20 protein-coding genes are annotated in these 24,598 nt (G+C 71.5%); 13 read left to right on the forward strand and 7 right to left on the reverse strand.

Translation table 11 applies throughout. The features are described 5' to 3' along the window. Positions 1-95: 95 nt before the first annotated feature. Entirely contained in the window at positions 96-659 is a 564-nt protein-coding gene (locus ABZX61_RS46450) for an HhH-GPD-type base excision DNA repair protein (protein WP_355204575.1), read from the reverse strand. A gap of 154 nt (positions 660-813) precedes the next feature. Here ABZX61_RS46450 and ABZX61_RS46455 point away from each other — a divergent pair, with 154 nt between their 5' ends. The 6 genes from ABZX61_RS46455 (at position 814) to ABZX61_RS46480 (ending at position 5,751) form a co-directional block, all read left to right on the forward strand. Further along, positions 814-1,038, forward strand: coding sequence for a hypothetical protein (locus tag ABZX61_RS46455; RefSeq protein WP_185078019.1), 225 nt, complete (start codon positions 814-816; stop codon positions 1,036-1,038). A 175-nt stretch (positions 1,039-1,213) separates the two neighbouring features. Continuing rightward, complete coding sequence (locus tag ABZX61_RS46460) at positions 1,214-2,704, forward strand: hypothetical protein (protein ID WP_350739327.1); 1,491 nt, start codon at positions 1,214-1,216, stop codon at positions 2,702-2,704. 53 nt (positions 2,705-2,757) lie between these two features. Further along, on the forward strand, positions 2,758-3,528 hold the full coding sequence (locus ABZX61_RS46465) for a thioesterase family protein (RefSeq protein ID WP_355204578.1): 771 nt from the start codon (positions 2,758-2,760) through the stop codon (positions 3,526-3,528). A 23-nt stretch (positions 3,529-3,551) separates the two neighbouring features. Further along, positions 3,552-4,307 carry a 5-oxoprolinase subunit PxpA gene (locus tag ABZX61_RS46470; protein WP_350739149.1) on the forward strand — a complete coding sequence of 252 codons (756 nt, stop codon included), beginning with the start codon at positions 3,552-3,554 and terminating at the stop codon, positions 4,305-4,307. Continuing rightward, positions 4,304-4,918, forward strand: a complete 615-nt coding sequence (locus ABZX61_RS46475; RefSeq protein WP_355204581.1) for an allophanate hydrolase subunit 1 — start codon at positions 4,304-4,306, stop codon at positions 4,916-4,918. Before ABZX61_RS46470 ends, ABZX61_RS46475 begins: the two co-directional genes overlap by 4 nt. Next, positions 4,915-5,751 carry a biotin-dependent carboxyltransferase family protein gene (locus ABZX61_RS46480; protein WP_355204584.1) on the forward strand — a complete coding sequence of 279 codons (837 nt, stop codon included), beginning with the start codon at positions 4,915-4,917 and terminating at the stop codon, positions 5,749-5,751. The genes ABZX61_RS46475 and ABZX61_RS46480 overlap by 4 nt, the downstream gene beginning before the upstream one ends. On the opposite strand, the gene ABZX61_RS46485 is transcribed toward ABZX61_RS46480, so the two are convergent. Further along, positions 5,729-6,559 carry a PhzF family phenazine biosynthesis protein gene (locus ABZX61_RS46485; protein WP_355204586.1) on the reverse strand — a complete coding sequence of 277 codons (831 nt, stop codon included), beginning with the start codon at positions 6,557-6,559 and terminating at the stop codon, positions 5,729-5,731. The two genes, ABZX61_RS46480 and ABZX61_RS46485, sit on opposite strands and share 23 nt — an antisense overlap. A 60-nt stretch (positions 6,560-6,619) precedes the next feature. Between ABZX61_RS46485 and sthA the strand changes: the two genes are divergently transcribed. Further along, positions 6,620-8,035: a Si-specific NAD(P)(+) transhydrogenase gene (gene sthA, locus ABZX61_RS46490; RefSeq protein WP_350739158.1), complete on the forward strand. Its 1,416-nt coding sequence runs from the start codon at positions 6,620-6,622 to the stop codon at positions 8,033-8,035. Here sthA and ABZX61_RS46495 read toward each other — a convergent pair whose 3' ends face one another. The 5 genes from ABZX61_RS46495 to ABZX61_RS46515 form a co-directional block, all read right to left on the reverse strand. After that, entirely contained in the window at positions 8,036-9,880 is a 1,845-nt protein-coding gene (locus tag ABZX61_RS46495; RefSeq protein WP_355204589.1) for a ricin-type beta-trefoil lectin domain protein, read from the reverse strand. It lies immediately after the preceding gene. Between the two features lie 132 nt (positions 9,881-10,012). Beyond that, complete coding sequence (locus ABZX61_RS46500; RefSeq protein WP_355204592.1) at positions 10,013-11,035, reverse strand: LacI family DNA-binding transcriptional regulator; 1,023 nt, start codon at positions 11,033-11,035, stop codon at positions 10,013-10,015. A gap of 43 nt (positions 11,036-11,078) precedes the next feature. Continuing rightward, positions 11,079-12,671: a membrane dipeptidase gene (locus ABZX61_RS46505; protein ID WP_355204594.1), complete on the reverse strand. Its 1,593-nt coding sequence runs from the start codon at positions 12,669-12,671 to the stop codon at positions 11,079-11,081. Positions 12,672-12,987: 316 nt separating this feature from the next. Continuing rightward, the gene (locus ABZX61_RS46510; protein ID WP_355204596.1) at positions 12,988-13,680 is read right to left on the reverse strand and encodes a DoxX family protein; all 693 of its coding nucleotides are present in this window, start codon (positions 13,678-13,680) and stop codon (positions 12,988-12,990) included. An 8-nt stretch (positions 13,681-13,688) separates the two neighbouring features. After that, positions 13,689-15,218, reverse strand: coding sequence for an MFS transporter (locus tag ABZX61_RS46515; protein WP_355204599.1), 1,530 nt, complete (start codon positions 15,216-15,218; stop codon positions 13,689-13,691). A gap of 251 nt (positions 15,219-15,469) precedes the next feature. Between ABZX61_RS46515 and ABZX61_RS46520 the strand changes: the two genes are divergently transcribed. The 6 genes from ABZX61_RS46520 (at position 15,470) to ABZX61_RS46545 (ending at position 24,589) form a co-directional block, all read left to right on the forward strand. Beyond that, complete coding sequence (locus ABZX61_RS46520) at positions 15,470-17,254, forward strand: tetratricopeptide repeat protein (protein ID WP_355205044.1); 1,785 nt, start codon at positions 15,470-15,472, stop codon at positions 17,252-17,254. A 15-nt stretch (positions 17,255-17,269) separates the two neighbouring features. Further along, positions 17,270-18,166: a haloalkane dehalogenase gene (locus ABZX61_RS46525; RefSeq protein WP_355204602.1), complete on the forward strand. Its 897-nt coding sequence runs from the start codon at positions 17,270-17,272 to the stop codon at positions 18,164-18,166. A gap of 64 nt (positions 18,167-18,230) precedes the next feature. Then, positions 18,231-20,582, forward strand: coding sequence for an AAA family ATPase (locus tag ABZX61_RS46530; RefSeq protein ID WP_355204604.1), 2,352 nt, complete (start codon positions 18,231-18,233; stop codon positions 20,580-20,582). A gap of 100 nt (positions 20,583-20,682) precedes the next feature. Then, on the forward strand, positions 20,683-21,666 hold the full coding sequence (locus ABZX61_RS46535) for an ABC transporter permease (protein ID WP_355204607.1): 984 nt from the start codon (positions 20,683-20,685) through the stop codon (positions 21,664-21,666). Next, positions 21,666-22,580, forward strand: coding sequence for an ABC transporter permease (locus tag ABZX61_RS46540; RefSeq protein WP_350739333.1), 915 nt, complete (start codon positions 21,666-21,668; stop codon positions 22,578-22,580). Before ABZX61_RS46535 ends, ABZX61_RS46540 begins: the two co-directional genes overlap by 1 nt. After that, complete coding sequence (locus tag ABZX61_RS46545) at positions 22,577-24,589, forward strand: ABC transporter ATP-binding protein (RefSeq protein ID WP_355204610.1); 2,013 nt, start codon at positions 22,577-22,579, stop codon at positions 24,587-24,589. Before ABZX61_RS46540 ends, ABZX61_RS46545 begins: the two co-directional genes overlap by 4 nt. The last annotated feature ends 9 nt before the right edge of the window (positions 24,590-24,598 follow it).

The following is a 24,598-nucleotide window of genomic DNA, read 5'->3' on the forward strand; positions in this document are numbered from 1 at the left end:
CTTTAGGGTCTACGCATCCTGTCAAAGTCGCTCCACATTGCGCAGCAAGATCAGGTTACAGCGCTCGATCGCCGGGGCCGAGACCCCGGCCCCAACTACTTCGCCGCGCGCTTCGCCTCCTGCTTGAAGGCTCGCACTCGGGCCAGGCTGTCGGCGTCGACCACGTCGGCGACCGACCGGCTCGACCCCTCCTCGCCATAGTGTCCGGCCGCTTCTCGCCAGCCCGGCGGCTGGACCTCCAACTGCTTCCCCAGCAATGCCAGAAAAATCTGGGCCTTCTGTTTGCCGTATCCCGGCAGGGCCATCAGTCGTTTCAGCAACTCTTTGCCGTCGGCGGCGTCTGCCCACAGCTTCTCCGGCTGACCGTCGTAGTGCTCGACGAAGTAGGCGGCGAGCTGCTGGACCCGGGCCGCCATGGACTTGGGGTAGCGGTGCACGGCCGGCTTCTCGGCCAGCAGCGCCGCGAACGCCTCCGGGTCGTAGGAGGCGATCTCCGCGGCGGTCAGGTCGTGGCCCAGACGCTGGGAGATCGTATATGGCCCCGTGAACGCCCATTCCATGGGGATCTGCTGGTCGAGCAGCATGCCGACGAGCAGGGCGAGCGGGCTGCGGCCGAGGAGCTCGTCTGCCTCGCTCCGCTGGGCGAGCTGGATGCGCATGGAGACAGCTTCGCACGAATGGGCACCGGGTGAAGTGAACACAACCGCCGCGGAGCCTTGACAGCCGCCCGAGAAAAGGTGAAATGAGAGCGCAAGTCGCCCTGCCGACATTCCTGGGGGTTTGCCCCCTGGTCTCCAGAGGAATCTCACTTCTATGCTCGCTCTGGCCACACGGTTCCTGCGGGAGCCGGTCAGTCTCAGGCTGGCCGAAGAGTTCCTGACCGTGCCCGTGGACACGATCGACCGCTGCGTGGCCGACGTGTGCGCGTGTGCGCAGCATCTCGGCGTCTCGGCGACGCCGGAGATAGTGGAGCGCATCGCTCGCGAGCATCTGCTCGCGATCGTCAACTCAGCGCCTCCGCCCCGAAGTTCCCGGTAGACAAACAAAAGCCCGGAAGTCGAGTTAAGTCCCATCCAGAAGTCCCCGATAACATCGGGGTCACCAGGCCGAGTTCTCCGCACCGTTTGCGCCTGGAATACGAGAGAGTGAGGGTGTGCGCCGACACCGACGAGATCCCCGGGAGAGCACCCCGCCAGACGACGTGTTCAAGGAGATGGTGCAGGCGGCTCGCGAGCTGCTCGCCGTACGCACCCCTCTGGACGCGGAGCTGATGGTCTCCGACATGATCGGGGCCTGGTGGGGCAGGCGGGTCAGGGGCGGCGACGTGGAGCAGGTGCTCGGGGAGGGACTGGTCGACTACGCCGCCAAGGCCGGCACGCCGGCCTCGCTGACGCTGCTCATCTGCCTGGCCTATCTGGGCACGGCCCGCCAGGGCGCCAAGGCCGAGGGCGCGGCGCTGGCCATGATGGAGTCGGGGGTGGCCAGACCGGGCTGGGCCGACCGGGTGGGCGCGGTCAAGCCGGCGGGCTGTTACGTCTCCCGCGACTCCTACGGCGACCAGGACACGGTGATCTGCACCTTCGCCTACCGCTGGGACGAGGACTCGCTGCCCGTCGACCGGCACGCGCTCGTCATGGTGGTCGACTACAACATGAGCGGCATGGCCCGGGACGCCTGGGTGTCCTCGCAGGTCGACAAGCTGCTGGAGCAGGCCAGGGCCGAGGCGGCGGGCAATCCGCTGCTGCTGTTCGAGGAGATCGAGCCCGAGCAGGCCAGGGCGCTGCTGGAGTCGGCCATGAAGGCCACCAGGGAGCCGAAGACGCCGCCGCCGGTGAGCGACAGCTACAGCGCCTACCACGCCTTCGCCCGCGCCAGGCTCAAGGCGCTGCCTCCCGGGCGCAAGCGGCCTGCGCCGCGGCACACCGAGGCCCCGTACAGCAGGGAGCGGCGGGCCATGCTGGCGGCCGAGTTCCTGGCGTCCGACGCGGCCGAGCACCTGTCCGACCCGTCGGCGGCCTCGCGCTGCGCCGACCACATCATCGACTACGGCTGCGACCAGGACTTCAACCGTCCGCTGCGGGTCAGCCCGACCAAATGTGAAACGTTCCTGCTCGACTGGCTGCCGCGCAAGGTGATGCTGAGCGTGGCCGAGCAGGAGGCGATGCCGCACGTGCTGTCGGCGTGGGTGCGCTTCGCCGCCCACCGCACGGGCCTGCCGGAGCAGGGGCTCAAGGCCACGCTGGACGCGGTGTGGGAGGCGATCGGCAAGTTCCCCGAGGCGTACCGGGACCCGACGTCCTTCGGGCTCGACCGGCCGCTGCTGGAGCGGCTGCTGCCGGACGGCGACCTGTCGGCGCTGGCCAGGCGGGTCTTCGCGTTCCCGTATCTGCAGGGCGTGCACAACGGGATCGAGCTCGACAAGCTCAACCCCGCCGACCAGGCGGACCGGCGTACGCTGCTCGAGATCGACCACGGCGACGCGATCGACCAGGAGCACCTGGCCTGGCACGAGGAGATCGCCACCCGGCTGTGGGAGGGCGACCCGCCGCAGCTGTGGGAGGCCGCGCAGCGCCTGCTCGACCTCGGCCACGACCGCCACGACGTGCTCCACGTGCTGATCGAGATCGCCGAGCGGATCGGCGGCGACCCCGACGAGCTGGCGGCGGCGCTGGACGACATCGCCGACATCCCGGACGAGTTCTAGGAACGGTCCCCGCGACGGACCGCCGGACGCGGACCGCCGTAGAATTTTCTTCTATGGCGATGTACACCCGCTTGACCGAAGGGCGTTACCGGGCCTCCGAGCACACGCAGGGTCCGTGGGATCCGCGCACCCAGCACATGGGCCCGGTCACCGCCCTGATCGTCCACGAGCTGGCCCAGACCGCGCCGCGCCCGGGCCTGGAACTGTCCAAGCTCGTGGTGGACGTGTTCGCCCCCGTGCCCGTGGCCGAGCTGGAGATCGCCACCGACGTGACCCGCGACGGCAAGCGCGTGCAGTGCCTGTCGGCCAGCGTGTCGTCCGGCGGCCGCGAGTACGCCAGGGCGAGCGCCTGGCGCATCCGTACGGCCGACACGCCCGCCTCGCCGGTCCCCGGGCCGCCGGGGCCGGTCCCGCCGCCCTCGGAGGAGGTCGCCGGCTCGTGGCTCGGCTCGGGATTCGGGTACGGCCGCGCGCTCGACTGGCGTTTCGCCGAAGGCGGCCCCACCCGGCCCGGCCCCGCCACGGTCTGGGGCCGGTTCACGGTCCCGCTGGTCGAGGGCGAGGAGTTCAGCCCGATGGAGCGCCTGGCCGCCTTCGCCGACAGCGGCAACGGCGTCAGCGCCGCCCTCGGCTTCGACACGCACGTGTTCGTGAACGTGGACCTGACCATCTCGCTGTTCCGCGCCCCCGAGGGCGAGTGGATCTGCATGGACGCCGCCACGGTCGTCGGCCCGTCCGGCAGGGGCCTGACCCGGTCCACCCTGTACGACGGGACAGGTGAAGTCGGCACGGCGATCCAGACGTTGTTCGTCGCACCGAGATAGGCGCCGAGATAGCCTCTACTGCCATGGTGATCGACCTCAACGCCGACCTGGGTGAAGGGTTCGGCGTCTGGCGGCTCGGCGACGACCTCGCTCTGCTCGACATCGTCACGAGCGCCAATGTGGCCTGCGGTTTCCACGCGGGCGACCCTGTGACGATCAGACGCACGTGCGCGGCGGCCGTCGACCGCGGGGTGACGATCGGCGCGCAGGTGTCCTACCGCGACCTGGCCCACTTCGGGCGCAGGGAGATGGACACCGAGCCGGAGGAGCTGTGCGCCGAGGTGCTGTACCAGCTCGCGGCCGTCGACGGCATCGCCAAAGCCATGGGCGGCCGGGTCTCCTACATCAAGCCGCACGGCGCGCTCTACAACCGGATCTGCCGCGACGAGGTGCAGGCGGCGGCGGTGATCGACGCGGTGGCCGACTACGACCCCTCGCTGCCGGTGCTCACGCTGCCCGGTTCGGTGGTGCACGCGGTGGCGGCCGCCGCGGGCGTCCCGACCGTGAACGAGGCGTTCGCCGACCGCGCGTACACCCCCGAGGGGACGCTGGTGTCGCGCAGGGAGCCGGGCGCGGTCATCCACGACCCCGCCGCGGTGGCCGACCGAGCGTGCCGGATGGCCGTGCACGGCTCCGTGACGGCCATCGACGGCAGTTCTGTCCCGGTTTCGGCACGTTCCATCTGTGTGCACGGCGACACGCCTGACGCCGTCCGGCTGGCGCAGGGGGTGCGGGACGCGTTGCTGGCGGCCGGAGTGGTCCTGCAGGCGTTCGCGTGATCCGGGCGGCCGGGGAGCACGGGCTGCTCGTGGAGACCGGCTCGCTGGAGCTGTCTCACCGGCTGGACGCGGCGCTGCGGGCCGATCTGCCGGCCGGGGTGGTGGAGATCGTGCCGGGGCCGGAGACGGTGCTCGTGGTGGCTCCTGGGGCGGATCAGGCGCGGCTGCGGGCGCTTCTGGCGGACGTGGTCGGCCGCGAGCGGGACAGGGCCGGCGCTCGGGCGGCCGAGGGGGAGGTCGTGACGATTCCCGTCGTCTATGACGGGGCCGATCTCGATTCCGTGGCGGCACTGGCCGGGATCCCGGTGGACGAGGTGGTCTCCCGGCACGCGGGGCGGGAGCTGGTGGTGGGCTGGCTGGGGTTCGCCCCGGGGTTCGCCTATCTCACGGGGCTGGATCCGGTGCTGGAGACGCCCAGGCTCGACACGCCGCGCACGTCGGTGCCGGCCGGGTCGGTGGCGGTGGCGGGGCCGTATTCGGCGGTCTACCCGAGCGCCTCGCCGGGCGGGTGGCGGCTGATCGGACGCACCTCCGTCCGGGTGTGGGACGTGACGGCCGACCCTCCCTCGCTCTTCAGGCCGGGCGTGCGCGTACGGTTTGAACCCACATGATCGAGGTGATGGCGGCGGGGCCGTACGCGACCGTCCAGGATCTGGGGCGGCCGGGCCTCGCCCATCTGGGGGTGCCCCGCTCGGGGGCGGCCGACGCGCCGAGCCTGCGGCTGGCCAACAGGCTCGTGGGCAACCCGGAGGGGCTGGCGGGGATCGAGCTGACGTTCGGCATGGCGCGGCTGCTGTTCCACGACGGGGCGTGGGTGGCGCTGGCGGGCGCGCCCGTGGACAGCGCGGCGGGGATGGGGTCGCCGTACTGGGTCGCGAAGGGCACGGAGCTGCGGCTGGGCATGCCGGACTGGGGGCTGCGCACTTATGTGGCCGTGCGCGGCGGGATCGCGGTGGAGCCGGTGCTCGGCAGCCGCTCCACCGACTCGCTGTCCGGGCTCGGCCCGGAGCCGCTGCGGGCGGGGACGCTGCTGCCCGTCGGGCGGCCCGAAGGCATGATCTCCGTCGACCTGGCGCCGCCGCCCGGGCCCCGGCCCGCCGTGCTGCGGGTGACGCCGGGGCCGCGGGACGACTGGTTCGTGCCGGACGCGCTGACCGAGCTGTGCGCGCGGCCGTACTCGGTGAGCCAGGACAGCAACCGCGTCGGGGTGCGGCTGAGCGGCGCCGAGCTGGTCAGGGCCAAGGAGGGCGAGCTGCCGAGCGAGGGGATGGTCACCGGGGCGATCCAGGTGCCGCCGAGCGGGCAGCCGATCGTCTTCCTCGCCGACCACCCGCCGACGGGCGGCTACCCGGTGATCGGCGTCGTACGCGAGGCGGACCTGCCGGTCGCCGCCCAGCTGCGGCCGGGCGACGAGGTGCGGTTCACAGTTCGACCTGGCCGGTGACGCAGGTCAGCACGGAGCCGCCCACCCACACGTCACCCTCGGCGTCGGTGGAGATGTGCACCCGGCCCGAGAAGCCCAGCACCGTGCCCTGTCTGGCCACGTACGGGGCCTTGGCCCGGCCCGAGCGCAGCAGCCACTGGGCCATGGAGGCGTTGAGGCTGCCCGTCACCGGGTCCTCGATGGTGGAGCCGTGCGCGTGCGTGAACGCCCGCACCTCGAAGTCGTACGGCGCCCCCTCGGGGTAGGGGCCCGCCACGCCCACGTAGTTGGGGACGAGGCCCGGGCGCAGCGCGAGCACGGACTCGGCGTCCGCGAGCAGCACCGCGATCCAGCCGGGGCCGTTGTCGGCCCATTCCATGTCCACGATGTCGGCCCGCCCGATCCCGAGGGACTCGGCGATCCGCCCGGCCAGCGGCTCCTCCACGGGGCCCGACCGCACGAGGGGCGGCGCGTGGAAGGCCAGCCCGTCGCCGCTCCTGCGTACCCGTACCAGTCCGGCCGCGCACTCCTGGACGATCTCGCCCTCCTGGTGCGGCACTCCCCCGGCCTCCAGCCAGGCGTGGCAGGTGCCGAGCGTCGGGTGCCCGGCGAAGGGCAGCTCCACGGACGCGGTGAAGATCCGTACTCGGTAGTCGGCCTCGGGTGTGGTCGGCGGCAGCAGGAAGGTGGTCTCGGCCAGGTTCGTCCAGGTGGCGAACCGCTGCATCTCCTCGGTCGTCAGCCCCTGGCCGTCGAGCACGACCGCGAGCGCGTTCCCGTGGTACGGGGTGGTGGTGAAGACGTCAACCTCGGTGAAAGGGCGCAACATAATTCGGAGTCTCGCAGACAGGTCTTTTCCCGTTAACACGCCACCAGCAGACTGGACGGTGTGGCGGACTTTGATGTTGTGGTCCTGGGTTCCGGGCCAGGTGGACAGAAGGCCGCGATCGCGGCGGCGAAGCTCGGCAAGCGTGTCGCTGTGGTCGAGAAACGACACATGCTCGGCGGCGTGTGCATCAACACGGGGACGATCCCCTCCAAAACCCTCAGGGAGGCCGTCCTCTATCTCACAGGGCTCAACCAGCGGGAGCTGTACGGCGCCAGCTACCGCGTCAAGGACGAGATCACGGTCACCGACCTCGGGATGCGCACCCAGCACGTGATCGGCCGCGAGATCCAGGTGATCCGCAGCCAGCTCGCCCGCAACCACGTGACGGTGCTGCAGGGCACCGGCCGGTTCCTGGACGCGCACACGATCGGGATCACGCACGAGGAGGGCAAGTCCGAGGAGACGAAGATCACCGCCGAGAAGGTCGTGATCGCCACCGGCACCTCGCCCGCCCGTCCCGACAGCGTCGAGTTCGACGACAGGACGATCATCGACTCCGACGCGATCCTGCACCTCGACCGGATCCCCGAGACCCTGGTCGTGGTGGGGGCCGGGGTCATCGGCATCGAGTACGCCTCCATGTTCGCCGCCCTCGGCACCAAGGTGACGGTGATCGAGCGGCGCGAGCGCATGCTGGAGTTCTGCGACCTGGAGATCGTCGAGGCGCTGAAGTACCATCTGCGCGACCTGGCCGTGACGTTCCGCTTCGGGGAGAACGTGGCCGCCGTCGAGCGCCGCCCCGGCGGGGCGCTGACCCTGCTGGAGAGTGGCAAGAAGATCCCCGCCGACTGCGTCATGTACTCGGCCGGGCGCCAGGGCAAGACCGCCGAGCTGTGCCTGGAGGCCGCCGGCCTGGCCGCCGACGCCCGCGGCCGCATCTCGGTGGACTCCAACTACGCCACCGAGGTGTCGCACATCTACGCCGTGGGCGACGTGATCGGCTTCCCCGCGCTGGCGGCCACCTCCATGGAGCAGGGGCGGGTGGCCGCGCAGCACGCGTGCGGGGAGCCGGTCGAGGACGCCCGCGAGCTGCCGCCCATCGGGATCTACACCATTCCCGAGATCAGCTTCGTCGGCCGGTCGGAGGACGAGCTGACCCGGGACAAGGTGCCGTTCGAGGTGGGCATCTCGCGGTACCGGGAGCTGGCCAGGGGGCAGATCATCGGCGACTCGTACGGGATGCTCAAGCTCCTCGTCTCCCCCGAGGACCGGCGGCTGCTCGGCGTCCACGTGTTCGGCACGGGGGCGACGGAGCTCGTGCACATCGGGCAGACGGTCATGGGGTGCGGCGGGACGATCGACTACCTGGTCAACGCCGTGTTCAACTATCCGACGCTGGCCGAGTCGTACAAGGTGGCCGCGCTGGACGCGATGAACAAGATGCGGGTGGTCGCCCGCCTCACCGCCGGCATGTGATCACGACAGCGTCCACTTCTGGTTGGCGGCGCCCGTGCAGGTCCAGATCTGCAGCCGGGTGCCGTCGGCGCTGGAGTTGCCGGTGACGTCGGCGCACTTGTTCGCGGCGGGGTTCACCAGGTCGCGGCCCGAAGTGTAGGTCCACTGCTGGTTGGCGCCGCCCGAACACGACCACAGCTGGAGCTTGCTGCCGTCGGCGGTGCCGCGGTCGACCACGTCGAGGCACTTGCCGAGCGCGCGCAGCGTGCCGTCGCCCGGGCGGGTCCACTGCTGGGCGGCGGTGCCGTTGCAGGTGTAGAGCTGCACGGCCGCGCCGTCCGCGCTGCTGCCGCCGGCCACGTCGACACACTTGCCGCCCAGGCCGGTGATCGCGCCGGCCGGGTTGCCGCCCGGCGTGCCCGACCAGGTGAAGGTCGCGGTGGTACGGGCGGGCAGCGTGTACACGAACGACTGGTTGCCCCAGTTGACCCTCACCGACTGGGCCGAGGTGCCGCCGTTGTGGGCGATCAGGGCCTTGGAGCCGTCGGGGTTGCGCCAGGCGACGTTCTGCACCGTGGAGTTGGCGGTCGAGTCGATCCGGTACGCCCCAGGTCTGACGAACTTGGTGAGGTGGCCGGTCGTGTAGTACTCGATCGTGTAGTCCACCTGGCCGGCGCGCGAGCCACCCTCCTGGACCGTGATCAGGCCGGTGCAGGTGTCGCAGCCGCCGTTGTGCGGACCCATCTGCTGGTTGAGCGCCAGGCTCCACTTGACCAGGCTGCGGCTCCAGTTGCGGGTGTAGTGCACGATGTCGGCCATGTCCTCGTTGTGCTGGTTGCCGATCCAGGTGCCGCCGGAGTGCTCGGTGCTGAACTGGGGCACCGACGGGTACTGGTCGTGCACCTGCGAGCCGACCGCCGGGTCGCCGAAGTAGCCGTGCCAGGCGATGCCGCCGAACAGCGGGTCGTTCCGCAGCGCCGAGTCGGCCAGGATGGGGCCGCCGATCTGGCCGTAGTCGCCGTAGTTCCAGTCGTGTACGAGCACCTTCGTGGTGATGCCGGCGGCCCGGAAGGCCGGGTACACGAAGTTCTTGGTCAGCTCGATGAGGCCGGAGGAGTTCCAGTTCATGCCGGGGTAGTTCATGGCGGTCGGGTTGGACGCCTGGCAGCAGTTGGGCTCGTTCTGGACGGAGATGTAGTTCACCGGGACCCCGGCGGCCTGGTAGCTCTGGACGTACTTGACGAAGTACTGGGCGTACGTGGCGTAGTACTGCGACTTCAGCCAGCCCATCTGGTCCATCCGGCCGTTGTCCTTCATCCAGCCGGGCGCGCTCCACGGCACGCCCTTGACCCGCAGCTCCGGGTTGAGCTGCTTGGCCTGGACGGTCAGCAGGCGGACGTTGGTGTCGTAGCCGTTGGCGCCGAAGTCGTTGAGGTCACAGCAGGTGTCGTCGAGCGAGACCATGCCGGGGCGCGACAGGTCGGAGGCGCCGATCGGGTTGCGGACGAACGACAGGCCGATCCCGTCCGTGGGCGAGAACAGCTTGCGCATGGTCGCGTCCCGCGTGGCCGCGCTGACGGGGCCGCCGCGCAGCAGGTACGCGGTCGTGTCGGTGATCGACGCGCCGCCGCCCTCGAACTGCTGGTACGTGGTGCCCTCGTTGACGGTGATCGTCTGGTTGGCGCTGCCACCGGCGGAGCCGAAGGCGATCGGGGTCTGTTGCGCGAGACCGCGGGTGACGTTCCGGCCTCCGGAGTCCGAGGTGGTGGTGAGCCAGACGTTCACCGTCTCGCCGGCGGCGTACGCCGGGACGGGCACGGCCAGCGCCAGCACGGCCGCGCAGACGAGCGTGAGTATTCGGGACACGGCGTTGTTTCCCTTCCGGGCGGGGGGTGATGTCCATGTAACAAATGAAACAATAAAGAAACTTTCTTTTAGGTGACCACGGGTCATGGGCAGCGTCAAGGCCTATTTGTGGCTATGAAACAAATGAAACGATCAGGCGGGGCCGGTGGAGCCGCGGACGATCAGCTCGGACTCGAGCGAGACGTGCAGCGCCTCCACCGTGTGGCGGCTCAGCAGCCGCATCAGCAGCGTGACCGCCATCCGGCCCATCTCCTGCAGGGGCTGGCGCACCGTGGTGAGGGCGGGCGAGGTGGCCCTGCTGACGTCGATGTCGTCGAAGCCCGCCACCGACAGGTCGCCCGGGACGCTCAGCCCGCGCTCGGCCGCCGCCCACAGCGCTCCGACGGCCATCTTGTCGTTGAACGCCACCAGCGCCGTCGGCCGCTCCGGCAGGTCGAGCAGCTCGCAGGCCGCCAGGTAGCCGTACTCGGTGCTCGGCTCCGGCACGCTGCGCAGCAGCTCGGGCTCGGGCAGCACCCCGGCGTCCGCCAGCGAGGCCGTGTAACCCGCGAGCCTGGCCTCGCTCGGCAGCCACTCCACCGGGCCGCCGATGATCCCGACCCGGCGGTGGCCCAGCCCGACCACGTGCGCCATCAGCTTGCGCCCGCCCGCGAAGTGAGCGGCCGAGACCGCCGCGATGTCCTTGGGGGGCGGGGTCCGCGGGTCGATCACCACGAAGGGGAAGCCGCTGTCGCGCAGGCGTACCAGCTCGTCGCCCGGCTCCGGGGGCAGGACGAGGATCGCGCCGGCCACGCCCTGCCTGCCGGGCAGACCGGCGAGCACCGGGGCGTCCTGGGCGGCCTCGCCCGCGCCGAGGATCATCTGCCTTCCGTGCAGCTCGATGGTCTCCCCCACCGAGGAGACGATGAGCCCGAAATAGTCGGTCAGCACGTACGGGCAGCGCACGTACACGGCGCCGGCCGACGGGTCGTGGATCGTGCGCGGCCGCGGCGCCTGGTCGCCGAGGCGCCCGACGGCGCGCAGCACCAGCTCCCGGGTGTGCGGGGCGACGTTGGCCTGGCCGTTGAGCACGCGGGAGACCGTGGCGATGGACAGCCCCGTCTCCGCCGCGACGTCACGCACCGTCGCGCGCGCCCTGCCGGACCTGGCCGCCATCCACGCCCCTCGCTCCGCCCTGCCGCCAGAATAGCCGGGGCGGTCACGGCCTGGCCGAGGTGGCCGCCTCCCATGTGCGGAGGTAGGACTCGGCGCCGGCCGCCATGTCCCGGACGATCTCGTCGCCGGCGATGATCCGCATGTCCTCGATCCAGTCGGGCACCAGGCCGTAGTTGGCGACGCCGTCCGTGTTGACGTCCCACACCCGCTGGCCGGTGCGCAGCCGGTCCAGGAGCACACTGCCGTCGTACGACCTGAACGGGTACGTCACCCCGTTGGCGCCCGCCCGCGGGGCCGGCAACCTGCCCATGCCGTTGACGTCGAGCCCGTAGCCGTAGCCGGCGACCTGGTGCGCCTGCCTGGAGGGTCTGGTGCGGGCCCACTCGGCGACGAAGTGCTCCGCGTCGTGGCCGTACTGCGTGATCATGCCGCCGAGGGCGTAGATGCGGTCGAAGTAGAGCGGGTCGGCCCAGCTGTGGGAGGAGATCACGCCCGGGTAGCGGGCGGCTTCGAGCAGGTCGAGCGTGCGGTCGGCGGCCTTGGCGCTCATGTGGTCGAGCTCGATCAGCATGCCGCGGCGGATCATGCCCTGGACCATGTACTCGCCCAGCGCGGTCAGGCCCCTGGTGTTGCAGTGCGGGGCGGGGGGATAGACCGGCAGCGAGATGCCGGGAGGCAGCAGGCCCGCGATCGGGTCGGGCAGGACGCCTCCCGGGTCGATCGGGTTGTCGTGCTCGGGGGTCGTACAGGTGCGGGCCTGCCAGAAGGAGCCGGTGCCGAGGAAATTGCCCAGGTTGACGATCGCCCCCTGGGTGCCGGAGTCGAACCGCACGCCGCACAGGGCGTTGTCGTACTTGTGGCAGACGAACATGCTGCGTACGCCCAGCGCGTACATCTCGTCCAGGCCCCGGTCGATCTGCGCTCTGGTGCACTGGGGGATGCCCAGGATCTGGCGGCAGCCGAACGGCTCGGAGGTCTCGATCCCCAGGACCACGGCCAGCTTGCCGGCCTGGATGACCTGCCGGGCCTCGGCCGGATCGGCCACGATCCGGAACCAGCCCCTGCCCGGCCCGCCCTGCTCGGCGTCGATGTGCTCCTGCAACTCCCTCGCCCGCTGGGCCTGGAGCCTGATGATGGTCATCTCGTCGCACGAGTTCTTCTTCAACGGGTAGATCGCGCACAGCTGGCGGTTGGCCACCAGGTCGTTCACCAGGATCCGCAGCCCGCCCCGCCAGGCGCGCTCGACCCAGGTGTAGTAGGCCTGCTGGTGGGTCAGCGAGTCGTTCGCCGGCCAGTCCCTGAACGTGGGCCAGCCGACGGGGTCGTGGGTGCCGGTGACCGTGCCTTTGCGGGTGAAGTTCTCGAACCAGGCCAGTTCGCCGTTGGGGTAGTGGTCGGGGCAGTCGGTCAGCGCCTTGGCGATGCCGTCGGGGTCGAACGGCTTGCCGCACATGAGCCGGCCGCCGAACGCCTCGTAGGAGAAGAGGTGGCTGTGGGCGTCGATGAAACCGCTGACCTGGGCTGCCGTGGTGGTGGTGGTCTTGGCGGTGGCCGTGGCCGTGGCCTGGGGGATCACCAGGGTGCCGGCGAGGAGGAGCACGAGGACGATCAACCGGTGGGCTGAGCGGCGCGGCATGGGGCACCTCACGGGGCTGGGGGTACCGGGGGCTCGCCCACCAGCATCCGCCGCGTCCGCGTGACCAACAAGACCCAAACATGAGCCCATCTCACATGCCACGCACCCCCGGACTGCCCCGGCCCACCGCCCGCCGCGAGGGCCTCCAGGCGGAGGTGACGCGCGACCTCCGCCTCACCCGGCGCCGGGTCGGCGAGGCGGGGTGCGGCGGAGCTCGGCGCAACGCGGTCGGCGGCCAGGCGATCCGACCGCGAGATGGCGCACGCGCGAGACGACGCGACGGGTCAGCCGGAGGACGCGCGAGACGGCGGGACGGTCAGTCGGAGGGTGGGCGGCGGGTGCGGGCGGCGGGTTTCTTGCGGCCGGCGACCAGGGTGTCGCCCGGGACCGGTGCGGGGTCCTCCGCGCGGCTCGTCTCCCCGCTCTTGCCGCGCGGCCGGGGGTGGGGCGCCGTATCCTCCGTGGCGGCGGTGTCCTTGGGCTCGTCCCGCGCCTCCGGCTCCGGAGCCGGTGATTTGTCGGGTTCCCGGAGTGAGGCGATGACGCGGTCCGCCTCCGTGTCGGCCGCGAACTCGTTCGCCGCCTCCGACTCCCTCCGCCTGATCACCACCATGTGGTCCACCGACACCCGTCCAGCGCCCACCACGGCGAGCAGGAGGGAGGCGGCGCCGAGGAGGATGAGCTCGTTCAGGCTGATGGGGTTGAGCGGCGGGGCCACCACGAAGACCCCCAGCGCCTCGGCGAAGAGGATCAGGCCCGTGACCGAGACGGCCAGGCCCGCGATCAGCAGCGCGCCGCCGATGAGCTCGGTGAGCATGGTCACCGTGGCCCAGGCGCCGGGTGCGGGGGCGCCCTGCGCGAGAAACTTCGCCCCGGTGGCCTTCAGCCCGTCTTCCAGCTTGGTCCAGCCGTTCGCGAAGAAGATGCCGCCCACGCCGATGCGGGCGACTAAAGCAGCAAGATCACGAAGGGCCTGTTTCACGGTAGTTGTCTGCCCTAATCGGGACATGGCACACCTCAATCACGGCTGAGCAGCGTGGCCACCGCGACGGCGGTCAGGCTGAGCAGGACGACGCTCACGACCACGGTCGTGTGCAGGGCGTTCACGAAGGCCCATCGGGCCGCGTCGAGCAGGGCGCCGCCCGCGCTGCCGCCCACCTCGTGCGCGACGTGCGCCGCGCCCGCGAGCGACTGCCTGGCCTTGTCCATGCCGCTGGCGGACACGCCGGGCACCGAGTGCAGGCCGGGGGCGTACACGACGGCGGTGATCGTGCCGAGCACGGCCACTCCCAGGCCGGCGCCCAGTTCGTACGCGGTCTCCTCGATGGCCGCGGCCCCGCCCGCCTGGGACTCCGACGCCGCGGACATGATCGTGTCGGAGGCGGCCAGCAGCGCGACCTGGACCCCGAACCCGATGCCCACGAAGCAGAACGCCAGCATCACGGGATGACCCTCGACGCCCCAGGAGAGCGTGGGGGTCAGGGAGAGCGCGACGAGCCCGAGCCCGCCGCTCATCGTGGTCCGCATGCCGATGCGCGGCAGGATGTGGGCGGCGGCGAGCCCGCCGGAGATGGCCGAGATCACCAGCGGCAACATCCGGATCGCCGCGCGCAGCGGGCTGTCGCCGAGCACGAGCTGCAGGTATTGGGCGAGCATGAGCTGCAGGCCCACCAGCGCGAACACGCCGAGCAGCACGCCGGCCACCCCGGTCGTGAACTCGCGCCGCCGGAACAGCCCGACCTCCAGCAGCGGGTGGCGCAGGCGCGTCTGGCGGCGTACGAACAGGAAGAGCAGCCCCAGCCCGGTCAGGAACACCAGCACCGACGCCCACAGCGGCATCAGGCTGCCCGAGCCCGCCTCCTTCAGCCCGAACGCCAGCGCCAGGATGCCGAGCACTGACAGCACCGCGCTCGCGCCGTCCCATCCCCTGTCCTTGCGCCCCGGCGAGTCCGGCAGCAGGCGGACGGCGGCGGGGATCAGCGCCAGCAGGATCGGCACGTTGATCAGGAAGACGGCGCCCCACCAGATGCCGACGAGCACGCCGCCGATGAGCGGGCCGACGGCCGCGCCGGCCGCCGCCACCGCGCTCCAGACGCCCAGCGCGATGGCGCGCTCGCGCCTGTCGGTGAAGATCTGGCGGATCAGGGACAGCGTGGCCGGCATGATCATCGCTCCGCCGATGCCGAGCAGCGCCCTGGCCAGGATCAGGGTCAGCGGCGTCGGGGCGAACGCGGCCCCGGCCGAGGCCAGGCCGAACAGTACGTAGCCGCACAGCACCAGCCGTTTGCGCCCGTACCGGTCGCCGAGCGTGCCGAACATGATCAGCAGCGGCGCGACCACCAGCGAATAGATGTCGATGATCCACAGCAGTTGCACCGCGGACGGCTCCAGCGCGGCAGTGAGCGCTGGCACCGCGATGTGCAGGACGGTCGCGTCGACGGTGATCAGCAGCAGGCTCACGCAGAGCAGCACGAGAATGGACCAGCGGCGGTCCCCGTGCTCCCGATCGGCAGTCCGTACGAGGGGTGCGGCCTGTATGACGGTCATGGGCCTCCTTGCAGGCCGATCCGTTGACAGGGCCCGCACGTGCTCTTTGGTCGGCGGCGGGAGCCCGGCTCGACGCTCGCTCCTCCCGAGCTCCTCCGCCTCGACTCCTCGCACTCCGGCTTGCGTCGCAGCTTAGGGCATGTCCAGCACTTGTCATAGCAGTATCGACTGATCCACAGATGCCCCAGTACCTCTCTAGACAGATACAGCCATATGTCGGCATCTATCCAGGGTTCGCCCTCGACCCGATCATGGAGACCGTGGGGCGCGACGAAAGTGACAGAAAAGGCGATATTTCCGACCGATCCTCACGTGAATGGTGTGACGAGGCCCTGACCAGGCTGAACGCCGGCCGCCCCGAGTCCGCGCTCGACGCCGCCCGCCGCGCGGCCGACCTGGATCCGGACGCGGAATGGGCGTACCGGCTCATCAGCCTCGCCCACGAACGGCTGGGCCGCGACGCCGACGCGCTGCCCGCCGCCGAGCATGCCGTGGAGCTGGCCCGCGGCTCCTGGCCGGCCCGCCTGCGCCTGGCCGCGATTCTGCGCCGCTCCCCCGGCCGCCGGCGGGAGGCGGTGGAGCACGCCACGCTGGCCGGGAAGTTCGCGCCGGAGCGGCCCGATCCCGAGGTCATGCTGGGCGACCTGGCCCTGCTGGGCGGCGACCACACCGGCGCCGAGCGGTCGTACCGGGCCGCGCTCGCCGCCGACCCGGCGAACCCCCAGGCCCGCATGAACCTCGGCCTGTCCCTGCTGCGCTGGGACCGCCCCCGCCCGCACCACGACCCCGCCTGGCCGGTCGACCCGCGCGAGACGGGCCGGGTCAGGCGGGCGCTCGAGGTCTGGTCCCGCCAGGCCCGCCTGCTGGTCGCGCTCGCCACGCTCGCGATCGCCGGGGCCGCGCTCCTCCTCGACCGGGACACCCAGCTCGGCGGGTTCGCCGTGCTGGTGCTCCTGGCGCCGCTCACGGTCAGGCAGGCGCGGCGGGTGGGCCTGTGGTCGTACGTGCCCGCGATGCTCTGCCGGGATCCCTGGCTCGGCGCGGCGGTGGTGTCTGCGGCCGTGTCGGTGGTCGCGTTCGCCGCCTGGCTGCTGCTGGGGGCGGTGCCATCCGTTCCGTCCGTGCTCGACCCGGTCTGGGCGGGGCTGGCGGGCATCGTGGTGCTGGGGTGGCCCGCTTTGGCGGCCGTACGGGCGCTGGCCGAGACGTGGCGCGGCCGCCCGCTCCTGGCGCTGGCCGAGACCACGCGCGCCGGGGAGGCCCGGGAGCACGCCCACGCGGCGCAGATCGACCGCACCGCCCGCAGGAACGCCGGCGTCCTGCTCTGGATCCTGCTCGGCAGGACCTGGTCCGTGCTGGTCCCGCTGGTGGGCGGGGCGCTCGCGGTGGAGCCCAGGGCCGCCGTCGCCGCCGTGGCGGTGCCATACCCGATGGTGCGCGGCTACCTGCGCGCCCGTCACCGCGGCGACCGGTGGCTGCCCGCCGCGACCGCGCTCGTCGTCCTGGCCGCGGCTTCCTGCGCGGCGGGCGGGCTGCTGGAGGCCTGGCGGGCCGAGCCGGCGGCGACGTGGGCGTGGCGGCTCGGGCTGGGCGCGCTCGCCGCAGCGATGGCCGTGTTCGGGGCGCGGGCGGCGCGGGCCTGGTGGCGGGGCGGGCCGGGCCCGTGGCGGACCTCCCTGATCATGTGCGACCTGCCCGTGGGCGCCGAGCCGTCCGTCACGCTGGACCCGGAGGTGCGCCAGACCTTCTCGTACGCCCGCAGCATCGTCCTTTCCTACGGCGACGCCCTCGGCCCCCGGGTCGCCGGCGCGGTGGCGACCGTCACCTCGTCGGGCGAGCTCCGGGTGATCACGGAACTGGAGGCGTGGGACGCCATCGCGGCCGACCCCAGGGTGGCGGTGTTCGCGGCGGACCCGCTGCAGCGGCGGTTCTGGGTGGAGGTACGCGGGATCGCCCTGCCCGACTCCGACGTCCTGCGCGTCACCCCCAAACAAGTGCTCGTCGGCGAATTCCCTGGGCGGCACCAGCGCCGCTAGCTAGAATCTTGTTCTATGCGTATCCTGCGCACGCCAGAAGAGCGCTTCGCCGGCCTGCCCGGCTTCCCCTACGAGCCCCGCTACGCCGAGGTCCCCGACGGCCTGCGGATGGCGTACGTCGAGGCGGGCCCCGCCGACGGCGAGCCCGTCGTGCTCCTGCACGGCGAGCCGAGCTGGTCGTTCCTCTACCGGCACGTCATGCCCGAGCTGGCCGCGGCCGGGCTGCGCGCGATAGCGGTGGACCTCGTCGGGTTCGGCCGCTCGGACAAGCCCGCCGACCAGGCCGAGCACACCTACGCCAGGCACGTCGAGTGGACCCGCGCCCTGCTGTTCGAGGCGCTCGGGCTGAGCCGCGTCACCGTCGTCGGCCAGGACTGGGGCGGCCTGATCGGGCTGCGGATCGCCGCCGAGCACCCCGAGAGCGTCGCCAGGATCGTGGCCGCCAACACGGGCTTGCCGACGGGTGACATTCCCATGCCCGAGGTGTGGCACCAGTTCAGGAACGCCGTGCTCAAGGCCCCGGTGCTGGACATCGCCCGGCTCGTCCAGGCCGGCTGCCGGACGGAGTTGCCCGAGGAGGTCCGGGCGGCCTACGACGCGCCGTTCCCCGACGAGTCGTACAAAGCGGGCCCTCGCGTCATGCCGAGCCTCGTCCCGATCACCCCCGACGACCCGGCCGCGCCCGCCAACCGCGCTGCCTGGCAGGTTCTCACGACACTCGAGCGGCCTTTCCTCGTGGCGTTCTCCGACGGAGATCCGATCACCGGGGGCATGGCGCCCATTCTGCTCAAGTCGATCTCGGGCACGTCCGGCCTGCGGCATCCCGTCATCAAGGGCGCCGGGCACTTCCTGCAAGAGGACGCGGGGGCCGAACTCGGGCGACAGATCGCCGCTTTCGTGACCTCCACCTAGCGTGTCAGGAGCGCCCAATCGTCGGTCCGGTGCGGTATAACCGGGGGCGGACCGGGGAGGCGTGATGCAGGAGTCCGGCAGGGCCCAGGCCGCGGGGCGGGTCGCGGCGCGGGATCTGTTCGAGAAGGTTCGGCTGCGTTATTACCAGATTCCCCCGGCCGTGCGCCGGGTCCTCTACGTGGTGGTGCTGGTCGCCATCATGGGCCTGGGGGCGGCGCTCGGGTGGAATCTGCTCAACACCTTCCCCCTCGTCCTGCTGGGGCTCGCGTTCGTCGCGCTGACCATGCGCTTCCCCCGCGCCGCCGCCACCGTGCTGGTGGTCGCGGGTTGGGTCGTGCTGACGCTGCCGATCTTCTCCGGGCTGTTCCCCGCGGGCTCCGGCTCGGTGCACCTGATGGTCGCGCTGGCCCTGCCCGCCGCCGGGGGCGCCCACCTCATCCGCTGGGTGGCGCCGTGGGTGACCACGCTGCTGGCGCTCGCTCCCGCCGGCGTGCTCGCCGTGCCGCTCTCGTTCGTCTCGGCGAACGTGGCGGTCTGGGTGGCGTACGCGGTGGCCGCCGCGGTGCTGGTCTACCGGTTCGTGCTGGCCCGCAGGGTCAAGGCGGAGAGCGCCGCGGCCGAGGACCAGCCGGTACGCGTCAGGGCGCGCGAGGGCAGGCCCGAGTCCCCCCAGGACAGGCAGGGCGGGCTCCCGCAGATCTCCGTCGAGGAGGCGCTCAGCGAGCTGGAGAGCATGGTCGGCCTGGCCCCCGTCAAGGAGCAGGTGCGCTCGATCGCCGCCTCCATCGAGGCGTCCCGGCTGCGCGCCGAGGCCGGCTACACCACCGAGCGGCCCACCAGGCACTTCGTCTTCCTCGGCCCGCCCGGCACCGGCAAGACCAGCGTCGCCCGCGCGCTCGCCAAGATCTTCTACGCGTTCGGCCTGCTGGAGACCCCCTACGTGGTCGAGGCGCAGCGGGCCGACCTGGTGGGCGAGTTCCTGGGCGCGACCGCGATCAAGACCAACGAGCTGGTCGACCGGGCCCTGGGCGGCGTGCTCTTCATCGACGAGGCGTACGGGCTGGTCAACTCCTCCGACGGGCAGCCCGACAGGTTCGGGGCCGAGGCCGTGCAGACGCTGCTCAAGCGCGCCGAGGACGACCGCGAGCGGCTGATCATCATCCTGGCCGGCTACGAGCAGGAGATGGGCGCGTTCCTGTCCAGCAATCCCGGGCTGGCCAGCCGGTTCGCCACCCGGGTGCGCTTCCCCGGCTACTCCCCCACCGAGCTGGTCGAGGTCACCGGGCTGCTCCAGCGGCGACGGGGCGACACGATGGACGCCGAGACCAGGCGGGTGCTGCTCGGCCTGTTCGAGGACGTGCACCGGCGCGGCCTGGTCGACGAGCTGGGCAACGCCAGGTTCGCGCGCAGCCTGGTCGAGGCCGCCGCGCAGGCCCGTGACGTGCGCGTGGTGGGCGCGGGCGGCACCCCGACCACCGAGGACCTGGTGACCACCACCACGCCCGACGTGACCAAGGCGTTCGAGGAGCTGACCGCGCGCTTCCGCGGCTACGTCGCCACGCCCACGCTGGAGGAGGCGCTGGCCGACCTCGACAGGATGGCGGGCCTCGCGCCCGTCAAGCGGCAGGTCCACGCCATCGCGGCCCAGCTCCAGATGGCGCGCATGCGACAGGAGCGCGGGCTGCCCACGCCGCCGCAGATGCGGCACTTCGTGTTCGTCGGCCCGCCCGGCACCGGCAAGACCACGGTCGCCAGGGTCATCGGCCGCATCTTCGCCGCGCTCGGCCTGCTGGCCAGGCCCGACGTGGTCGAGGCGCACCGCGCCGACCTGGTCGGCCAGCACCTCGGCGCCACCGCGATCAAGACCAACGAGCTGGTCGACCGGGCCCTGGGCGGCGTGCTCTTCATCGACGAGGCCTACAGCCTGGTCAACCCCGGCTACCAGGGCGGCGACGCGTTCGGCGCCGAGGCCGTGCAGACGCTGCTCAAGCGGGCCGAGGACGACCGCGACCGGCTCGTCATCGTGCTGGCCGGCTACGAGCGCGAGATGGACGCGTTCCTGTCCACCAACCCCGGCCTGGCCAGCCGCTTCAACCAGCGGGTGGGCTTCCCCAGCTACTCGCCGCAGGAGCTGTCCGAGATCGCGGTGCTGCTGGCCGGGAAGGCCGGCGACACCTTCGACGAGGAGGCGCTGCGCGACCTCGACGACGTGTTCGCCTGGGTGTGCGAGGAGCGGCTGATCGACGGGCTCGGCAACGGCCGCTTCGCCAGGTCGCTGTTCGAGCGCGCCGCCATGCGCCGCGACGTGCGGCTGGCCGCCCATGCCTCGCGCGGCGGGTCCGCCAGCTCCGCCGACCTGACGACGATCACGAGCGAGGACGTCCGCACCGCCGTGGACGAGCTTTCCGGACGCTGACCATCTCCAGAGGCGACCATCTTCGGCGGTTCCCTGCGCGCGACCCGTCACATGGTGTAGCAATATAACTACGTGCGGTGCGCGTCGGAGGGGGAGCACGATGGCGGGGTTTCTGGCCCGCAGGCTGCTCAACTACGCCGTGCTGGTCGTAGTGGCCGCCAGTCTCGCCTACCTTCTGGCTGCCACGGCTCTGAATCCCCGCTCCAACTACGCGGACCGCACGCCAAAACCTCCGCCCGCGGTCGTGGACGCGCAGCTCACGGCGCTCAACCTCAACGACAAGACGCCGCTGCTGCAGCGCTACGCCACCTGGGCGAGCGGGGTGATGCGCGGCGACTTCGGCAAGTCCGTCGGGGGCGCCCCGGTCAATGAGGATCTCAAGCGGCGCATGGGTGTGACGGCCCGGCTGGTCGTGCTGGGGATGCTGTTCGGGAGCCTGCTCGGGGTGCTGGTGGGCGCCTTCGCGGCGGTCCGCCAGTACGGCTGGTTCGACCGGATCTCGACCGCCCTGTCCTTCGTGGTGCTGGCCGTGCCGGTGGTCGTGCTGGCCAACATGCTGATCCTGGTCGCCGCCTGGGCCAACGAGAACGTGTTCGGCCGCTCGGTGTTCCTGGTCAGCGGCGAGTACACCGACGGGCTGGAGGCCGGGTTCTGGGGGCACGTGGTCGACCGGCTGCAACACCTGATCCTGCCGACGATCTCGCTGTCGGTGGGGCTCGTCGCGGTCTTCAGCCGCTACCAGCGCAACATGATGCTCGACGTGCAGGGCGCCGACTTCGTCCGCACCGCCCTGGCCAAGGGGCTGAGCAGGCGCCGGGCGCTCGTCAAGCACGCGCTGCGGACCGCGCTCATCCCGGTCGTGACCTATTTCGCGTTCACGTTCGGGGCGCTGCTGACGGGGGCGACCTTCACCGAGAAGATCTTCGGCTGGCACGGGCTGGGCGAGCAACTGATCAACTCCATCTTCAGCAACGACGTCAACACCGTCGCGGCCATCTCCCTTCTCGCCGCCGTTGCCGTGCTGTGCTCCGCGCTGGTCTCCGACCTGCTGCACGCGGCGCTCGACCCGAGAGTGCGGGCGTGATGACGCTTTCCGACGAGGAGCTCGCCGAGGAGCTGACCGACGGCACGGCGGCCACGGCGCCGTCCCGGCTGCGGGTGGTGGCCGGGCGGTTCTTCCGCTCCCCGCAGGGGCGGGTCGGGTTCGCGGTGCTGGCAGCGATGTTCCTGCTGGCGTTCGCGGGGCCGATCTTCTCCAGGTGGACGTACACCGACAAGGACTTCACCGCGTTCATGCAGCCGCCGTCGGCCACCCACTGGTTCGGAACGCTCCAAACCGGCGCCGACGTCTACGCGGTCACGCTGCGCGGCATGCAGAAGTCGCTGGTCGTGGGGCTGCTCGCGGCCCTGATCTCCACGGCGCTGTCGGCCGTGGTGGGCGCGTTCGGGGGCTACTTCCTGGGGTGGACGGACCGGACGCTGAACTGGGTGACCGACCTGCTGCTCGTGCTGCCCGGCTTCCTGATCCTGGCGATCATGTCGCCGCTGTTCGAGGCCGGGCAGTGGCCGCTGTTCGTGGTCATGCTGGCGTTGTTCCTGTGGATGGTCACCTCGAAGATCGTCAGGGGGATGACGATCTCGCTGAAGGAGCGGGAGTTCATCCAGGCCGCCCGCTTCATGGGCGTGTCCCCCGTACGGATCATCTTCCGCCACGTGATCCCCAACCTGTCGTCGCTGCTGATCGTGGACGCCACGCTCAACGTCAGCAGCGCGATCCTCACCGAGACCTCGCTGTCGTACTTCGGGTTCGGCATCCAGCCGCCCGACGTGTCGTTCGGGACGCTCATCGCCGACGGGTCCAGGACGGCGGTCTACGCGCCGTGGACGTTCTGGTTCGTGGCGGGGCTGCTGGTGGTCACCGTGCTCGCGGTCAACCTCATGGGCGACGCGCTGCGTGACGCGTTCGACCCCTCGACCTCGCGGAGGAGGCGGCGATGAGCCCGGTCCTCGAGGTCACCGACCTCAACGTGTCGTTCGGCGGCGTGCCGGCCGTACGCGGGGTGAGCTACCACGTGGAGCCCGGCGAGGTCCTGGGCATCGTCGGCGAGTCAGGGTCGGGCAAATCGGTCACCTCGGCGGCCGTCATGGGGCTGCTGCCACCGGGGGCGCGCGTCACCGGGTCCGTACGGCTGCACGGCAAGGAGCTGATCGGGGCCCCCGAGCGGGAGCTGACGTCCTTCCGCGGCAAGACCATCTCGATGGTGTTCCAGGACCCGCTCTCGGCGCTCACCCCCGTCTACCGCGTCGGCGACCAGATCGCCGAGGCGGTGCGCGTGCACCAGCGGGTGAGCAAAGAGACGGCCATGGTCAAGGCCGTCGAGCTGCTGGAGCTCGTGGGCATCCCGCGGCCGGCCGAGCGGGCGCTGGCCTTCCCGCACGAGTTCTCCGGCGGCATGCGGCAGCGCGTGGTGATCGCGATGGCCATCGCCAACGACCCCGACGTGATCATCTGCGACGAGCCGACCACCGCGCTCGACGTCACCATCCAGGCACAGGTGCTGGAGGTGCTGAAGAAGGCGCAGCGGAAGACCGGCGCCGCGATCATCATGATCACGCATGATCTGGGCGTCGTGGCCGGGTTCGCCGACCGGGTGCTGGTCATGTACGCCGGGCGTCCCGTCGAGGTCGGCGACGTGGACGACATCTACTACGGGATGCGGATGCCGTACACGGTGGGCCTGCTCGGCTCGATCCCGCGCGTGGACCGGGGCGCGCGGCAGCCGCTGGCGCCCATCGAGGGCAGCCCGCCCTCCCCCGAGGCGCTGCCGCCCGGGTGCCCGTTCGCGCCGCGCTGCCCGATGAAGATCGACGCCTGCGACGAGGGCGAGCCGCCGCTGTTCGACGTGGGGGCGGGGCACCGGGCGGCCTGCATCCGCTGGCAGGAGGTACGCCCCCGCGAGCCCGTCCTCGTCCCCGTCGAACCGGGACGGCGCGAGCGCGGCGAGCGCACGGTGCTCGAGGTGCACGGCCTGGTCAAGGAATATCCGCTGCTCAAGGGCGCGATCTTCAAGCGCAGGGTGGGCACGGTGCACGCGGTGGCGGGGGTCGGCTTCGACATCCGGCAGGGCGAGACGCTGGGGCTGGTCGGCGAGTCGGGCAGCGGCAAGACGACCACGCTGACGCAGATCCTGGAGCTGGCCGCGCCCCAGAGCGGGCGCATCGTCGTGCTCGGACGCGACACCGCGCGGCTGAGCGGCCCCGAGCGCAAGGCGATCCGGCGCGACATGCAGGTCGTCTTCCAGGATCCGCTGGCCTCGCTCGACCCGCGCATGACGGTGCACGACATCCTGGCCGAGCCGCTGCGTACACACGGGCGGCGGCGCCCCGGGCGGCGCATCGCCGAGCTGCTCGCCCTGGTCGGGCTCGACGCCTCCCACGCGGCCCGCTACCCGCAGGACTTCTCGGGCGGCCAGCGGCAGCGCATCGGCATCGCCAGGGCGCTGGCCCTGGAGCCCCGGCTGCTGGTGCTGGACGAGCCGGTCTCCGCGCTGGACGTGTCGATCCAGGCCGGGGTGATCAACCTGCTCGGCTCGCTGAAGGCCCGGCTGGAGCTGTCCTACCTGTTCGTGGCGCACGACCTGGCCGTCGTGCGGCACATCGCCGACCGGGTGGCGGTGATGTATCTCGGCAGGATCGCCGAGATCGGCCAGGTGGACGCCGTGTTCGACGCCCCGGCGCACCCGTACACGCAGTCTCTGCTGTCGGCGATCCCGCTGCCCGATCCGGTACGCGAGCGCGCCCGGGAGCGGATCCTGCTCGAAGGCGACCTGCCCAGCCCGGCCAACCCTCCGACGGGCTGCCGATTCCGCACCAGGTGCCCGAAGTTCCGCGGCGAGCTCACCGACGAACAACGCAGGCTCTGCGTGGACGTCGAGCCCGAGGTGCGTCCGTTGGGCGAGGACCAGGGGGCGGCCTGCCATTACGCCGAGAGGCGCGAAGTCGTATAGACCTCGCTC

The organism is Nonomuraea sp. NPDC003709 (assembly GCF_040610775.1).
Classification (GTDB): domain Bacteria; phylum Actinomycetota; class Actinomycetes; order Streptosporangiales; family Streptosporangiaceae; genus Nonomuraea; species Nonomuraea angiospora_A.

Bases quoted from the DNA above. Each gene is read 5' to 3' on its own strand.
- ABZX61_RS46510 (WP_355204596.1), bottom strand. From the start codon at position 13,680: ATGTCCCGATTAGGGCAGACAACTACCGTGAAACAGGCCCTTCGTGAT.
- ABZX61_RS46485 (WP_355204586.1), bottom strand. From the start codon at position 6,559: ATGTTGCGCCCTTTCACCGAGGTTGACGTCTTCACCACCACCCCGTAC.
- ABZX61_RS46455 (WP_185078019.1), top strand. From the start codon at position 814: ATGCTCGCTCTGGCCACACGGTTCCTGCGGGAGCCGGTCAGTCTCAGG.
- ABZX61_RS46480 (WP_355204584.1), top strand. From the start codon at position 4,915: ATGATCGAGGTGATGGCGGCGGGGCCGTACGCGACCGTCCAGGATCTG.
- ABZX61_RS46515 (WP_355204599.1), bottom strand. From the start codon at position 15,218: ATGACCGTCATACAGGCCGCACCCCTCGTACGGACTGCCGATCGGGAG.
- ABZX61_RS46530 (WP_355204604.1), top strand. From the start codon at position 18,231: ATGCAGGAGTCCGGCAGGGCCCAGGCCGCGGGGCGGGTCGCGGCGCGG.
- ABZX61_RS46525 (WP_355204602.1), top strand. From the start codon at position 17,270: ATGCGTATCCTGCGCACGCCAGAAGAGCGCTTCGCCGGCCTGCCCGGC.
- ABZX61_RS46520 (WP_355205044.1), top strand. From the start codon at position 15,470: ATGGAGACCGTGGGGCGCGACGAAAGTGACAGAAAAGGCGATATTTCC.
- ABZX61_RS46545 (WP_355204610.1), top strand. From the start codon at position 22,577: ATGAGCCCGGTCCTCGAGGTCACCGACCTCAACGTGTCGTTCGGCGGC.
- ABZX61_RS46500 (WP_355204592.1), bottom strand. From the start codon at position 11,035: ATGGCGGCCAGGTCCGGCAGGGCGCGCGCGACGGTGCGTGACGTCGCG.
- ABZX61_RS46540 (WP_350739333.1), top strand. From the start codon at position 21,666: ATGACGCTTTCCGACGAGGAGCTCGCCGAGGAGCTGACCGACGGCACG.
- ABZX61_RS46470 (WP_350739149.1), top strand. From the start codon at position 3,552: ATGGTGATCGACCTCAACGCCGACCTGGGTGAAGGGTTCGGCGTCTGG.
- ABZX61_RS46465 (WP_355204578.1), top strand. From the start codon at position 2,758: ATGGCGATGTACACCCGCTTGACCGAAGGGCGTTACCGGGCCTCCGAG.
- ABZX61_RS46505 (WP_355204594.1), bottom strand. From the start codon at position 12,671: ATGCCGCGCCGCTCAGCCCACCGGTTGATCGTCCTCGTGCTCCTCCTC.
- ABZX61_RS46450 (WP_355204575.1), bottom strand. From the start codon at position 659: ATGCGCATCCAGCTCGCCCAGCGGAGCGAGGCAGACGAGCTCCTCGGC.
- ABZX61_RS46535 (WP_355204607.1), top strand. From the start codon at position 20,683: ATGGCGGGGTTTCTGGCCCGCAGGCTGCTCAACTACGCCGTGCTGGTC.
- ABZX61_RS46460 (WP_350739327.1), top strand. From the start codon at position 1,214: ATGGTGCAGGCGGCTCGCGAGCTGCTCGCCGTACGCACCCCTCTGGAC.